The organism is Paracoccus sp. PAMC 22219, assembly GCF_000787695.1.
GTDB lineage: Bacteria > Pseudomonadota > Alphaproteobacteria > Rhodobacterales > Rhodobacteraceae > Paracoccus.
The window spans coordinates 58,654-73,360 of record NZ_BBPH01000001.1; the positions used below are offsets into that span (position 1 = coordinate 58,654).

The following is a 14,707-nucleotide window of genomic DNA, read 5'->3' on the forward strand; positions in this document are numbered from 1 at the left end:
TCGTCACACTCCCTTCGGCGCAAATTCCAAAATTCCCTGGACGGCCTGCGTCAGGATCACGGCGACCACGCCATAGACCGTCATCCACAGACGCCGCTCCAGCCCCTCGATCATCGCCTCGATCCGCTCCAGGCGCTTCTCGACCTGGCCGAATTGCAGCGCCATGATCCGCTCCTGCGCCTCAAGACGCGTGTCGTGCCACAGCCCGTCCTTGACGAAACGCGACCCCTCCATGCCTCACGCCCCGTCCACGGGCGGCAGGCCCAGCAGGGCGCGCTTTTCCGCATCCGTCAGGAAGCTTGCGCCGCTGATGCGCGCCCATTGCTGGTTGCGCTCATCGGCCAGGGCGGGAATCTGGTCCAGGTCGGGCCGCAGCTCGATCTCCGCTCCCAGATGCTCGGACAGCCACCACGCGACCGATGCCGACACCCGGCTGACCAGCGGCAGCACCGTCAGGCGATAGAACGCCCGATGCGCCTCGGCATAGTTCGCATAGGTCGCGTCTCCCGGAATCCCCAGCAGCATGGGCGGCACGCCAAAGGCCAGCGCGATCTCCCGCGCCGCCGACAGCTTGGTCTCGTGGAACTCCATGTCGGACGGGCTGAAGCCCATGGGCCGCCAGTCCAGCCCCCCTTCCAACAGCATCGGGCGGCCCGCGTTGCGGGCGCTTGGTGGTTCATCTCGATCTCGCCCACCAGGCGGTCGTACTGCTCGGGGCTCAGCACCCCCTGCCCGTCGATCCCTTTGTAGATGATCGCCCCACTGGGCCGCGCCGCATTGTCCAACAGCGCCTTGGACCAGGCGCTGGCACTGTTGTGCACGTCCAGCGCCACGGCGGCCGCCTGCATCGGGGACAGGCCGTAATGGTCGTCCTGCGGGTGGAACGCCTTGACGTGGCAGATCGGATCGGGGCTGCCGGTCATGTCAAACCGGTGCTTGCGCCCGCCCACCGCGTATTCATAGGCGACGGGCCAGCCATCCGCGCCGGGAACCACGCTCATGCGATCCGACCGCAAGACGTGCAGCTCCTCAGGGATGCCCGTGCCGTCCGCACCCACCGCCTCCAGATAGCCGTTCCCCGACAGCAGGATCTGCCCGAACAGCGCCTCGAACAGCTCTGCCCGGCCCTGCCCCGGATTGGGCCGGCGCAGCAGGTCCAGCACCGGATGCACCTCATAGCGGTGGTCGCGATCCGCACAAATCATCGGCACCGCCGCCGCCGCTTCGGCGATCAGGCGCACGCTGCGGAAGCCCACCGGGTTTCCCATGAACCCGCTGCGCGTCAGCGTGCCGGGGTCGCGTGCCGACCAGACGGGGCGCCCGGATCCGCTCGCGAATGCCACGACCCGGCCCGTGGCACTGGCCTTCCTCTCTGGCGGGGGGGATGACTTCTCCTCCCGCGAAAACAATCGAAACGCCATGCTCGCCTCCATGCCTCAGCCATGCGAAAGGGCCGCCCCATGAGGACGGCCCTTCGTCGGTCCAACCTCTCGGACCCGGTTACAATCGCCGCATCTGCGGCCTGCGCCAGCCGGCGGCGGGCTCGATCATCAGCTCGTGGATCGCCCAGACCAAGGCATCCAGTCTGTCGGGGCTGCCCCGCCCCTCGAACCCGCGCACCGTCATCTGGCACAGCTGGTCCTCCAGCGCGCCCAACGCGCCCTTCAGGTGCTTGACGCGACCCTGCTCATACAGCGCCGCAACGGGCTCTGCCCGCAGACCCTTGCCCCGCGATGCCCGCAGCGCCTTGAACGGCACCAACGGGTCGATCTGACGCACCACGCTCTCGACCAGGTCACCGCCTTGGTTCACCTCGGCCACCAGCTTCTCGGCGCCGTGGCGATCCATCGCGGCAATCGCGGCGCGGGCCCAATCCGTCGGCCCGCCCCGGACACTGGCATCCTCCAGCACATAGGCGCGCCAATCCCTAGGCTCGCCTTGAGTGACGACGCCCGCCACCACGATGCCGCATTCGTCGCTGGCCCGCCCCCCGGTGACCGAAGGGTCGACCGCGACGACAATCCGGTCCAGCTTGGGCACGTCGGCCACCCGCGCGCCTTCCAGCATCGCGGTCGTCCACAGCGCCCCCTCGACATCGTCCAGCAGAACGCCGTCCAGCTCCTGCCGCCCCAACCGGGTGCCGCCATAACGCGTCTGCACCTCGGCCAGGAAACTTTCCGCCAGATAGGCGCGGTTCGCATCCGTCGGCGCATGGGTCACGACCGTGCTGGCGTTCCCCAGAATGCGCTTCAGCACGCCGACATTGCGCGGCGTGGTGGTGACGACCTGCTGGGGATGCTCTCCAAGCCGCAGCGCGAACTGCAGCATGTCCCAGACATCCTCGGCCTTCTTCCACTTGGCCAGTTCGTCGACCCAGGCCGCGTCGAACTGCGGCCCGCGCAAGGCCTCCGGCTCATGCGCGCTATAGACGGTCGCCGTCGCGCCGTTGGCCCAGACCAGGCGCTTGCGCCCGGCCTCCCAGATGGGCCGCCGATCCGGGGGCGAGCAGGCCAGGATGCCGCTCTCGCCGAACACCATCACCTCGCGCACCTGGTCAAAGGTCTCGCCAACCAAGGCCACGCGATGACACTTCCCGGGCGCCGCGGCCGTGGGCCCCTCGACCAGACCGCGCACCCATTCCGACCCGGCGCGGGTCTTGCCCGCGCCGCGTCCGCCCATGATCACCCAGCTTTTCCAGTCGCCCTCGGGGGGCAACTGGTGCGGCAATGCCCAGAACTCGAACAGCCAGGGCAGGCTCATCAGCGCGTTCTGCGACAGCCCGCCCAGAAATTCCTCAACCTCCTCCGGCCCGGCGGAGGCAAGCCAGGCGGCGCCCGATCTCGTCTCGTGCGGCGCCGAGGTCAAGGCTGCCCCCTCCGACGCCGCCCGCGATGTCCTTGCGAAGTTTGTCAACCTTGATCCTTTCCGCCATCAGCAGCTGGACGGCCTCGCGGACCGTCTTCGCCGTCTCCATGGCCTTTTTCAGCTTGGCCGGGTCAAGCTCCCCGGACTTGAGCATCTCAAGCTCGGCCTGATGCCCCCGCAGGTCCTTGACGTAATCCCAGAACAGCCAGCGCAGGACGTCGATCTCGTCCTCGCCCTCGGCGATCTCGGGCATCGCGAACCCCGCCTTTTCGGGCTGGGTTCCGGTCACGAAAGGTCCGTCGGTTTTCCCGGCCCCGCCCCATTCCATATCGTTCATGCACTCTGCCCCGCCTCGTGTTCCTGTCCGCACGAGCCAAGAGACGAAAAAAGCGGCCCAGGGGTTTCCCCCGGCCGCTTGCCCACCTCTTCCAGCATGTACAATTTCTACTTTAGGGCGTTCGCAAAGTCAACGCTTAAACCTGAACGTGCAAATACGCGTCTCTTTATCGTTCAGTTTCAAACCGCTACAGCGCGCAACACCCCCTGCGAACGCCACGCAACACGCCCTTGAATCACCCTCGCGCGGCCTCGACGAACGCGCGGATCAGCGCAACATCCTTGACCCCCGGCGCGCTTTCCACGCCCGAACTGACGTCGACGACCGGCGCGCCTGTCAGCCGCACCGCCTCGGCCACATTGTCCGGCGTCAGCCACCGGCCAGCATCCAGGGCCGCAGCCAGTGCCGCCCGACCAGAAGCCGCCAGTCAAAGGCCAACCCGTTGCCGCCCGGCAGATCAGCCCCGGCAGGCGGCTTGGCATCGACCAGCAGCATGTCGGCCGCCAGACCATACTCCATCAACTGTGGCAGGTCCGCAGGACCCGACAGACCAACCGCCTTCATCACCGGCAGCCCCGTCAGCGCCTTGACCTCGGTCACCCGGGCCGCGCTCTCATTCCCGTGCAGCTGAATCACGTCCAATGCCGCATGATCCAGAACCTCGCGCAACAGGTCATCGGACGGATCGACGAACAGTCCGACCCGAGCAACGCCAACCGGGACGTCCGCCACCAGCGCGGCGGCCTGCGCCGCGGTCACGGCACGGGGCGATTTCGGAAAGAACACGAACCCCAGAAACCGCGCGCGGGCATCGACTGCCGCCGCGACATGCCGTTTCTCGGACAGCCCACAGATCTTGACCTCGGCCACGCCTCAGCGGACCGCAGGCAGGGCCGCGCCCTTCGCGGGGGCAGGCTCGTCCAGAATCGCCAGCACTTCGTCGCGCGGGGCGGCGTGGCGGTCGCGCAGATGGCCGACTTCGCTCTCAAGACGCACGACCTCGGCGCTGCGCTGACGCGCCTCGCGGCGGATATGCGCCTCGCGCAGCCATTCCCAGACCAGACCGGCCAGCATCCCCAAGGCGAATGCGACAAAGATCACCAGGAACAGCGGCAGCGTCAGCGACCATGTGCCGCCCAGATACTGGCCGAAATTCGCGGGAAACGCCGACAGCGTGACCATGTCACGGTTGGCCAAGGCGACGCCCACCAGCACAAGCGCCAGTGCTGCGACAAAGATCAGACGGATGAAGCGCATGGAAATTCCTCGATATCGCGGTCGGGCAGGATGCCCGGAAACAGGGGCCTAGGCGTCGCCGTTCAGGCGGTCGCGCAACAGCTTGCCGGTCTTGAAGAACGGGACGTGCTTCTCGTCGACATCCACCGATTCCCCGGTGCGCGGATTGCGGCCCGTGCGGGAATCGCGCTTCTTCACGGAAAACGCGCCAAAGCCGCGCAACTCGACCCGGTCGCCGCGCGCCATGGCGTCAATGACCTCCTCGAAGATCGTGTTCACGATCCTCTCGACGTCCCGACGGAACAGGTGGGGGTTCTCGTCTGAGATCTTCTGGATCAGTTCGGACCGGATCATATGTTCCCCCAATTGGACGGGTCTTCCTGCCGTCAAAGTCAGCACGCCAAGACGCAAGGACGGTGCAATACCGCCCTTCCTGTTTCCGTTCAACGCCCGACAGAAGTCACTGGTTTCATAGCGTTGCCAGCTTTGCCCCAATCGTGCAAGCGGGATGGCGCTCAAGCGCCGGGGTGTGGGCAAGAAAAAGCCCGCCCCGGACGAACCGGGGCGGGCAAGGATTGATCAGGCGTACCTGATCAGCTGTTGCGGTTCAATGCCGCACCCAGGATGTCGCCCAACGACGCGCCCGAATCCGAGCTGCCATAGGTGTCGATGGCTTCTTTTTCCTCGGCGATCTCGCGGGCCTTGATCGACAGGCCAAGACGACGGGTCTTGGTGTCGACGTTGGTCACGCGGGCATCGACCTTGTCGCCGACGTTGAAACGCTCGGGGCGCTGGTCGGCACGGTCGCGGGCCAGGTCGCTGCGGCGGATGAACGACTTGACGCCGTTGTACTCGACCTCGATGCCACCCTCTTCGATCGCGGTGACTTCGGCGGTGACGATGGTGCCACGCTTCACGCCATCAACGGCCTCTGCCATGTTCTCGTTTTCCAACGACTTGATGGACAGGCTGATGCGCTCCTTCTCGACGTCCACGTCCTGCACGACCGCCTTGACGACGTCGCCCTTGCGGAAGTCCTGGATCGCGTCTTCGCCGCGGGCATCCCAGCTGATGTCCGACAGGTGAACCATGCCGTCGATGTCGCCGTCCAGACCGATGAACAGACCGAATTCGGTGATGTTCTTGACCTCGCCTTCGATGACGGTGCCGGTCGGGTGGGTTTCGGCGAACACTTCCCACGGGTTGCGCATCGTCTGCTTCAGGCCCAGGGACACGCGGCGCTTGGCCTCGTCGATCTCCAGAACCATCACTTCGACTTCCTGAGAGGTCGAGACGATCTTGCCCGGGTGGACGTTCTTCTTGGTCCAGCTCATTTCGCTGACATGGACCAGACCCTCGACACCGGCTTCCAGCTCGACGAACGCGCCATAGTCGGTGATGTTGGTCACGCGGCCCTGGTGGACGGACTCGATCGGGAACTTGTCGGCAACCGTATCCCACGGATCGGCCTGCAGCTGCTTCATGCCCAGGCTGATGCGGTGGCTGTCCTTGTTGATCTTGATGACCTGGACCTTGACGGTCTCGCCGATCGCCAGGATCTCGGACGGGTGGTTGACGCGGCGCCAGGCCATGTCGGTGACGTGCAGCAGGCCGTCGACGCCGCCCAGATCAACGAACGCACCGTATTCGGTGATGTTCTTGACCACGCCGTCGATCGACTGACCTTCGGTCAGGTTCGCGATGACTTCGGCGCGCTGTTCGGCGCGGCTTTCTTCCAGAATGGCGCGACGCGACACGACGATGTTGCCGCGGCGACGGTCCATCTTCAGAATCTGGAACGGCTGCTTCAGACCCATCAGCGGGCCGGCATCGCGCACGGGGCGCACATCGACCTGCGAACCCGGCAGGAACGCGACGGCGCCGCCCAGGTCGACCGTGAAGCCGCCCTTGACGCGACCGAAGATGGCGCCTTCGACGCGCTCTTCGCTCTCGTAGGCCTTCTCCAGACGGTCCCAGGCTTCCTCGCGGCGGGCCTTCTCACGGCTGATCGACGCCTCGCCGCGGGCATTCTCGACGCGGTCCAGATAGACCTCGACTTCGTCGCCGACCTTGATGCTGGGCTCTTCGCCGGGATTGGCAAATTCTTTCAGATCGACGCGGCCTTCCATCTTGTAGCCGACGTCGATGATGGCCTGGCCTGCCTCGATGGCAATGACGCGGCCTTTGACAACGCTGCCCTCGTCGGGGGTGTCAATCTCGAGGCTTTCATTCAGAAGGGCCTCGAACTCCTCCATGGTCGCTTTAGCGCACATACGTATTCAGTATCCTTTGTGTCTGTTTTCCGGCCTGACGGTTGGCTCCGCCGGTCTTTATGATGCCGTTCGGACAACGCCAAAGGGTCGCGGCATGAAGCCCGACCCGTTTGAATGCGGTCTGTTCTGACCATGTCGCCCGTGTGACTGCGGTCCCAATACCCGTGTTTGACGCCAATTTCAACGCCTAAACGCGTCTCCACACGCCCGACGCGCGGCTGTAATCGGCGATCTCGGGGGGGCCAAAGCCATCGGCGTCCATCGGCGCGACATGCCGTTCCAGCCGCAGGTCGGGGCCGTCGATCTCCAGCAGCACGAACTCGTTCTGTCCGTCGCTGATGCGCGCGCACAGCGCCGTGCCGGTCTGAATCTGCAGCACGCGCGGATGACGCCCCGTCGCCAACAGCGCGTCCGACGCCCACCGGTGCAGGTGCCCCGACAGGACCACCTGCACGCCCGACGCCTCCAGCCGGTACAGCGCCTCGGACGCGCGCCGTGCCAGCGCCTTGTCGACCCGCGGCAACTGCTGCAGCGGATGGTGCAGCGCCACGATGTTGGTCCCCATCGCATCGACATTGCCGATCACCCGGCCGATCTCGCCCTCGCGGATCTTTCCGCGCTGCCACGCATAGGGGTCGGCGCTGTTCAGTGCCATCACCCGCACGTCGCCCGCGCGCCCCACCGGGGTCAGCACCGGCCCGAAATGCCGCCGGAACCCCGCAAACGGCCAGAACATCCGCGCCACGGGGTTCCACGCCGGCACATCATGGTTGCCCGGCATGCAGATCAGCGGCGCCTCGATCCGGTCCAGAAAGGCGCGCGCCTGCCGCATCTGCGCGGGCATCGCGCGATGCGTGATGTCGCCGCCGATCACCACCAGATCGGGCCGCAGCGCCGCGATCCGCGCCAACAGCGGCGCCTCCAGCGCGGTGCGGTGAAATCCGAAATGCAGGTCGGTCAGGTGCAGGATGCGCGTCACAGGCGGTCAGACCTCCGGCCGCTCGGTCTTGCTGATCCCGTCACGGGGCAGCAGCACGCGCAGGCCGTCATGGCGCACCTTCAGCTTGAACGGGCTTTCCAACGTCGCTTTCTCGCCGTCATGGGCCACCAGCTGGCGACGCTTGGGCGTCTCGATGGTCAGCGCGTCCGTCAGGATCAGGTCGAAATCGTCGTCCTTGGCGCTTTTGCCCATCGCCATGCGCAATGCCGACCGCATCAGCGGCAGGGGCCGCTTCGCCTTGGCAATCAGCACCGCAAATTCGCCACGCCGGATCTCCTCCGCGCCCTCCAAGCCAAAGCTGTCCAGCTGATAGGCACTGCGCGCGACGAACACCAACGCGCTGGTATAGCGGCTTTCCTGCCCGTCGACCCGGGCGACCAGCTGCATCGGACGGCGCAGACGCCGCAGCGCGACCATCACCGACCAATAGGCCGCCAACCGCGACCGCCCCCACCGCTTATAGATCCCCTCGCGCGTCTTCAGGATCTGCGGATAGGCGCCAAGACTGACATTGTTCAGAAAAATCAGGCCGTTGACATCGCCCAGATCGACTGCCTCGACCCGCGCGTCCAAGATCGTGTCCAACGCCTCCTCGACGGTTTCACCCACGCCAAGGTCACGCGCGAAATAGTTGAAGGTCCCACCCGGCAGGACACCCATCACGACATCGCTGTCCACCAGCGCCCCGGCCACCGCCGATTGCGTGCCGTCACCACCCGCCGCGATGACCAGATCGAACCCCTCGGTCGCGACCTTGCGCGCCAGCGCGGGCAGATCGCTGCCCTTGCGGCTCTCGCGCAGCGCGAAGCTGCCGCAGGCCGGGGCCAGACGCGCGTTCAGCATCTCGCGCAGCTCGACATGCTTCTTCTTGCCCGATCCGCGATTCATCACGACACAGACTCTGGCGCTGGCCAAGTCGAACCCGTCGGTCTTGTGCTGCATCGCTGGACTGTCCCCGGCCATGATTGTCATCCGTTGGCCACCAAACACCCAACCCCGGTGCAGGGTTGCATCCTACAGCAGCCGGGCCGCCGCCTCGGCAGACGGTTTCAGCCCCTGCCCGCCGCCGCCGACGAATGCGGTCAGCTGCTCGCGCATCCGCGGCTCCCAGAAATCGCGCAGGTGGGCGGCGATCTTCTCGGGCGCGGCGCCGCCGGGCTGGGTGTCAAAGAAACCGGCGATCTGGTTGACCATCAGGACCATCTTGTCAGGCGACATCGGACACCTCGGCGCGCAGCCGTTCGGGGTGGGAAAACAGATCGAAACCCTCGCCGCGGGCAAAGGCCGCAAGCGTGATGCCCGCGCCCTGCGCCAGGCGCAGCGCATGGGCGGTGGGCGCGGAGACGGCGATCAGCACCGCCCCCCCGGCCAGAGCGCATTTCTGCACCATCTCGACGGACACGCGGCTGGTCAGCACGAACGCCCCCTGCCCCGCGTCGATCCCCTGCCGCGCCATCGCGCCGATCAGCTTGTCCAGCGCGTTGTGGCGACCCACATCCTCGCGCGCCAGGACGATCCCCTGCCCGGGGATCATGAAGCCCGCCGCATGCACCGCACGCGTCCGGTCATGCAGCGGCTGCCACCCGCGCAGATCGTCGGTCGCCCGCGCGATCTGGCCCGCATCCAGCACCGGCCCAGCGCCCGACAGGTCGGGCAATGCGCGCACGGCCTCGTCCAGGCTGTCGATCCCGCACAGCCCGCATCCGACAGGTCCCGCCATGAAGCGACGCCGCGCCGCCAGCGCATCGGTGCGGTCGTCCGCGATCCACATCTGCGCCTCGACGCCCTTGGGGTGGGCCAGAACCTCCAGCCGTTCGATCTGCGACGGGTGGGTCACGATCCCCTCGGTCAGGGAAAAGCCCACGGCGAAGTCTTCCAGATCCGCGGGCGTTGCCATCATCACGGCCTGGGTCGATCCGCCATAGACCATCGCCACCGCCGTCTCCTCGGGCAGGGTCCGGGTCACGTCCGCGCGGCTGGTCGCGCGGACGTGTGTGGCGGGGGTCTGGGTCGTGGGGTCGGGCAGGCTCATGGTCACTCCGCGGCTGACAGGATCCGCCGCGACCTCTCGGCCTGTGCGTTATAGCTTTCCTGCCAGTCCGACGGACCGTTCGAGGGGCTGACCTGCACCGCGGTGACCTTGTATTCCGGGCAATTCGTCGCCCAGTCCGAAAAATCGGTCGTCACCACGTTAGCCTGCGTCGCCGGATGGTGGAAGGTCGTATAGACCACCCCAGGCGCCACCCGCTCGGTCAGCGTCACCATCAGCGTGGTTTCCCCCGCCCGGCTGGCCAGCCGCACCCAGTCGCCATCATTGATGCCGCGCGTCTCGGCGTCATGCGGATGGATCTCCAGCACGTCCTGTCCGTGCCAGGCGGTGTTCTCGGTCCGCCGGGTCTGCGCGCCCACGTTGTACTGCGAAAGGATGCGCCCGGTGGTCAGCAACAGCGGGAACCGCGGCCCGGTGCGTTCGTCGGTCGGGATGTATTCGGTGATCACGAAATGCCCGCGACCGGACTGGAACCCGTCGACATGCATCAGCGGCGTGCCCGTGGGCGCGGCCTCGTTGCAGGGCCATTGCACCGACCCCAGCTCCTCCAGCCGCTCATAGCTGACGCCGGCAAAGCTGGGCGTGGTCGCGGCGATCTCGTCCATGATCTGCGACGGGTGGGTGTAATGCCACCCGGCCCCCATCGCATTGGCCAGCAGCTGGGTGATCTCCCAGTCCTCATAGCCGTTGCGGGGCGCCATGACCTTGCGCACGCGGTTGATGCGGCGTTCAGCATTGGTAAAGGTCCCGTCCTTCTCAAGGAACGACGACCCCGGCAGGAAGACATGGGCGTAATTCGCGGTCTCGTTCAGGAACAGGTCGTGGACGATCACGCATTCCATCGCCGCCAGCCCGGCCGCCACGTGATGCGTGTCCGGATCGGACTGCAGGATGTCCTCCCCCTGGCAGTACAGACCCTTGAACGTCCCCTCGACCGCGGCGTCCAGCATGTTCGGAATGCGCAGGCCGGGCTCGGGGTCGATCTCGACCCCCCAGGCGTTCTCGAAGATCGCGCGCACGTCGGGCATCTTGACGTGCCGGTATCCCGGCAGCTCGTGCGGGAACGACCCCATGTCGCAGGCGCCCTGCACGTTGTTCTGACCGCGCAACGGGTTCACCCCCACGCCGGGCCGCCCGATATTGCCGGTCAGCATCGCCAGGTTCGCGATCGCCATGACGGTGGTCGACCCTTGGCTGTGCTCGGTCACGCCCAGCCCGTAATAGATCGCGCCGTTCCCGCCCGTCGCGAACAGCCGTGCGGCCGCGCGCAGCTCCGACGCGGGAACGCCTGTCAGCGCCTCTGTCGCTTCGGGGGCGTGGCGGGGATCGGCGATGAACTCGGCATAGTGCTGGAACTCGTCCCAGTCGCAGCGGTCGCGGATATAGGCCTCGTCCATCAGCCCCTCGGTCACGATCACATGCGCCATGGCGCTGATGACGGCGACGTTGGTGCCGGGACGCAGCGGCAGGTGATGGGACGCCTCGACATGCGCGGACCGCACGATGTCGGTGCGCCGCGGATCGACGACGATCAGCTTGGCCCCCTGACGCAGGCGCTTCTTCAGGCGGCTGGCAAAGACCGGGTGCCCGTCGGTCGGGTTGGCACCGATGATCAGCACCACGTCTGTCTGTTCCACAGAATCGAAATCCTGTGTCCCGGCGGACGTGCCGAAGGTCTTGCCCAACCCATAGCCGGTGGGCGAATGGCAGACCCGCGCGCAAGTGTCGGTGTTGTTGTTCAGGAACACCGCGCGGGTCAGCTTCTGGACCAGATAGGTTTCCTCATTGGTGCAGCGCGACGACGTGATCACCCCTACGGCACGGCGCCCGTGGCGTTCCTGGATGCCGCGCATGCGGTCGGCGGCAAAGGCCAGCGCCTCGTCCCACTCGACCTCGCGCCACGGATCCTCGATGGCCTCCCGGATCATCGGCTTCAGGATGCGATCCTGATGCGCCGCGTATCCATAGGCGAACCGCCCCTTGACGCAGCTGTGTCCCCGGTTCGCCTTGCCGTGCTTGTAGGGCACCATGCGCACCAACTGGTCGCCGTTCATCTCGGCCTTGAAGCTGCAGCCGACGCCGCAATAGGCGCAGGTGGTGATGACCGACCGCGTGGGCGTGCCCAGTTCGGCCACCGACTTCTCCTGCAGGGTCGCCGTCGGACAGGCCTGCACGCAGGCACCGCAGCTGACGCAATCGCTGGAAAAGAAGTCGTCGGCGCTGGTCCCGGCACTGACGCGGCTGTCGAAACCCCGCCCCTCGATGGTCAGAGCGAACGTCCCCTGCACCTCGTCACAGGCTCGCACGCAGCGCGAACAGACGATGCACTTGCTGGGATCATAGGTGAAATAGGGGTTGGAATTGTCCTTGGGGATGAACTGCGGGTTGTCATGCCCCCCACGCAGCTTGGCCTCGGCCTGGCTGCGCGCGCCCGTTCCCGACGGGTCGAAATGGTTGTCGCCCGGCGTGTAACGCACGTCGCGCAGGCCCACCTGCCCCGCGGTGTCCTGCAATTCGCAATCGCCATTGGCCGAACAGGTCAGACAATCCAGCGGGTGGTCGCTGATATAAAGCTCCATCACGCCCTTGCGCAGCTTGCGGATCTTGGCAGACTGGGTGTGGACGACCATCCCCTCCATCACGGGCGTCGTGCAGGATGCGGGCGTGCCGCGCCGCCCCTCGATCTCGACCACGCACAACCGGCACGACCCGAACGCCTCCAGGTTGTCGCTGGCGCACAGCTTGGGCACGGTGATGCCCGCGATCATCGCAGCGCGCATGACCGACGTCCCCTCGGGCACGGTCACCTCGAACCCGTCGATGGTCAGGGCCACGGGCATGCCGCTGCGGGCGGGGGTGCCCATGTCGCGGTCGTCGCCGGGTGCGAATTCCGGGATGATGAAGTCTTTCATTCCGCAGCCTCCTTGTGGGTGGCGAAATCGTCGGGAAATTGCGTCAGCGCGGACATGACCGGATAGGGCGTGAACCCCCCAAGGGCGCAGAGCGACCCATCCTTCATCGTCTCGCACAGATCGGTCAGCAGGGCCGCGGCACCGGGGTCGCCCGCGGCGATGCGGTCGATGGTCTCGACCCCCCGCACGGCGCCGATCCGGCAGGGCGTGCACTTGCCGCAGGATTCGATGGCGCAGAACTCCATGGCGAACCGCGCCATCTTCAGCATGTCGGCGCTGTCGTCGAACACGACCAGCCCGGCATGGCCGATCAGCCCGCCGTTCTGGTCGAACTCTTCATAGCCCATGGGCGTATGGAACTTGCCGATGGGCATATAGGCACCCAGCGGCCCGCCCACCTGCACGGCCTTGACCGGACGCCCGGTCGCGGTGCCACCGCCGATATCGTTCACGACCTCGCCCAGCGTCATGCCAAAGGCCGTCTCGAACAGCCCGCCCCGCGCGACGTTGCCGGCGATCTGCAGGGTCACCGTGCCGCGCGACCGGCCCAGCCCGAAATCGGCGTAATGCGCCGCCCCGCGTTCAAAGATCACCGGCACGGTGGCCAGAGAGATCACGTTGTTCACGACCGTGGGCTTGCCCAGGAACCCTTCCAGCGCCGGCAGCGGGGGTTTCGCGCGCACCGTTCCGCGCTTGCCCTCCAGGCTGTTCAGCAGGCTGGTCTCCTCTCCGCAGACATAGGCACCGGCGCCGACCCGCACCTGCATGTCAAATGCCCGCCCCGACCCCAGCACGTCCGCACCCAGCACGCCGCGCTGGCGGGCGATCACCACCGCGCGTTCCAGCACGTCGATCGCTACCGGATATTCGGACCGCATGTAGACATAGCCGCGCGTGGCCCCGACCCCCAGGGCGGCGATGGCCATCCCCTCGATCAGGGTGAAGGGATCGCCCTCCATGATCATCCGGTCGGCGAATGTGCCGCTGTCGCCCTCGTCCGCGTTGCAGACGATGTATTTCTGATCGGCCAGCGCATCGGCCACGGTCTTCCACTTGATGCCGGTCGGAAAGCCCGCGCCGCCGCGCCCGCGCAAGCCGCTGGCCGTGACCTCGGCCACGATGGCGGCGCCTGCCATGCCGGTGGCCCGGCGCAGCCCGACCAGCCCGCCGTGGCGTTCGTAATCGTCCAGGTCCAGCGGGTCGATCAGCCCGCAGCGCGCAAAGGTCAGCCGCGTCTGGCGCGCGAAGAAGGGAATGTCCTCGACCCGGCCCAGCCCCGGCAGTGTCCCGTCCAGCAGCGCGCCCACATCTGCGGGCGTCACGGGACCGTATGCCAGACGCTGGCCGTCGGCCTCGATCTCGACCAGCGGCTCCAGCCAGACCATGCCGCGCGATCCGTTGCGGATGACCTGCGCGTCCAGTCCCCGCGCGGCGATCTGTTGCATCAGGGCGTCGGCCACGGCATCGGCACCCAGCGCCTTGGCGGCACTGTCCAGCGGAACGTAGATCCTCATCGTGCCGCCTCCAGCGCGCTGACCAGCCGGTCGCCATCGACCCGCCCCATCAACTGTCCGTCCAGCATCGCCGCTGGGGCGCAGGCGCACAGGCCCAGACAGTAGACCGGCTCTACCGTCACCGCGCCGTCCGGTGTGGTGCCGTGCCAGTCGACGCCCAGCCGGTCCAGCACACCCGCAGCCATGGCCGCACCGCCCATCGACTGACAGGCCTCGGCCCGGCAGATCTTCAGGATATGGCGGCCGGCGGGGTGGTCGCGGAAATCGTGATAAAAGCTGATGACCCCATGCACCTCGGCCAGGCCCAGGTTCAGAACGTCGGCTAGCACCGGCACGGCAGCTTGCGGCACATGCCCCCATTCCGCCTGGATCGCATGCAGCATCGGCAGCAGCGGCCCCTCCAACGCGGTCAGGGGGGTGACGACATCGCGGATCTCGTCCGCGGTCGGGGCTGGCGCTTGGTTCAGCATGGCTGGCCTTTCAGATATCCACTGTTCAGAAGACCCCCGCGATCATCTGA

At 66.8% G+C, this 14,707-nt stretch carries 13 protein-coding genes and 2 pseudogenes; all 15 read right to left on the bottom strand.

Annotation, left to right across the window (positions count from 1 at the left end; all coding sequences use genetic code 11):
* Positions 1–3: 3 nt before the first annotated feature.
* The gene (locus TY51_RS00310; RefSeq protein WP_042244442.1) at positions 4–234 is read right to left on the bottom strand and encodes a hypothetical protein; all 231 of its coding nucleotides are present in this window, start codon (positions 232–234) and stop codon (positions 4–6) included.
* A 3-nt stretch (positions 235–237) separates the two neighbouring features.
* Positions 238–1,421 (bottom strand): annotated as a pseudogene (locus tag TY51_RS00315) (phage portal protein).
* 79 nt (positions 1,422–1,500) lie between these two features.
* A complete protein-coding gene (locus TY51_RS00320; protein ID WP_042244575.1) occupies positions 1,501–2,760 on the bottom strand; it encodes a DNA-packaging protein in 1,260 nt (419 codons plus the stop codon).
* 34 nt (positions 2,761–2,794) lie between these two features.
* Positions 2,795–3,118, bottom strand: coding sequence for a permease (locus tag TY51_RS00325; RefSeq protein ID WP_231558827.1), 324 nt, complete (start codon positions 3,116–3,118; stop codon positions 2,795–2,797).
* 319 nt (positions 3,119–3,437) lie between these two features.
* Positions 3,438–4,072: pseudogene (locus TY51_RS00330) on the bottom strand (phosphoribosylanthranilate isomerase).
* Positions 4,073–4,075: 3 nt separating this feature from the next.
* Positions 4,076–4,459: a lipopolysaccharide assembly LapA domain-containing protein gene (locus TY51_RS00335; protein ID WP_042244443.1), complete on the bottom strand. Its 384-nt coding sequence runs from the start codon at positions 4,457–4,459 to the stop codon at positions 4,076–4,078.
* A 48-nt stretch (positions 4,460–4,507) separates the two neighbouring features.
* Positions 4,508–4,792, bottom strand: coding sequence for an integration host factor subunit beta (ihfB, locus tag TY51_RS00340; RefSeq protein WP_042244444.1), 285 nt, complete (start codon positions 4,790–4,792; stop codon positions 4,508–4,510).
* Between the two features lie 239 nt (positions 4,793–5,031).
* Complete coding sequence (gene rpsA, locus TY51_RS00345) at positions 5,032–6,711, bottom strand: 30S ribosomal protein S1 (protein ID WP_042244446.1); 1,680 nt, start codon at positions 6,709–6,711, stop codon at positions 5,032–5,034.
* Between the two features lie 187 nt (positions 6,712–6,898).
* Positions 6,899–7,690, bottom strand: coding sequence for a metallophosphoesterase (locus tag TY51_RS00350; protein ID WP_042244448.1), 792 nt, complete (start codon positions 7,688–7,690; stop codon positions 6,899–6,901).
* Between the two features lie 6 nt (positions 7,691–7,696).
* Positions 7,697–8,674 (bottom strand): diacylglycerol kinase family protein, encoded by a 978-nt coding sequence (locus TY51_RS00355; RefSeq protein WP_042244450.1) that lies wholly within the window; start codon positions 8,672–8,674, stop codon positions 7,697–7,699.
* Between the two features lie 51 nt (positions 8,675–8,725).
* Positions 8,726–8,929 (bottom strand): formate dehydrogenase subunit delta, encoded by a 204-nt coding sequence (locus TY51_RS00360; protein WP_042244452.1) that lies wholly within the window; start codon positions 8,927–8,929, stop codon positions 8,726–8,728.
* Positions 8,919–9,743, bottom strand: a complete 825-nt coding sequence (gene fdhD, locus TY51_RS00365; RefSeq protein ID WP_081994618.1) for a formate dehydrogenase accessory sulfurtransferase FdhD — start codon at positions 9,741–9,743, stop codon at positions 8,919–8,921. The genes TY51_RS00360 and fdhD overlap by 11 nt, the downstream gene beginning before the upstream one ends.
* A 2-nt stretch (positions 9,744–9,745) precedes the next feature.
* On the bottom strand, positions 9,746–12,673 hold the full coding sequence (gene fdhF, locus TY51_RS00370; protein ID WP_042244454.1) for a formate dehydrogenase subunit alpha: 2,928 nt from the start codon (positions 12,671–12,673) through the stop codon (positions 9,746–9,748).
* Positions 12,670–14,187 carry an NADH-quinone oxidoreductase subunit NuoF gene (locus tag TY51_RS00375; protein ID WP_042244456.1) on the bottom strand — a complete coding sequence of 506 codons (1,518 nt, stop codon included), beginning with the start codon at positions 14,185–14,187 and terminating at the stop codon, positions 12,670–12,672. The genes fdhF and TY51_RS00375 overlap by 4 nt, the downstream gene beginning before the upstream one ends.
* Complete coding sequence (locus TY51_RS00380; RefSeq protein ID WP_042244458.1) at positions 14,184–14,657, bottom strand: formate dehydrogenase subunit gamma; 474 nt, start codon at positions 14,655–14,657, stop codon at positions 14,184–14,186. The genes TY51_RS00375 and TY51_RS00380 overlap by 4 nt, the downstream gene beginning before the upstream one ends.
* Positions 14,658–14,707 lie beyond the last annotated feature (50 nt).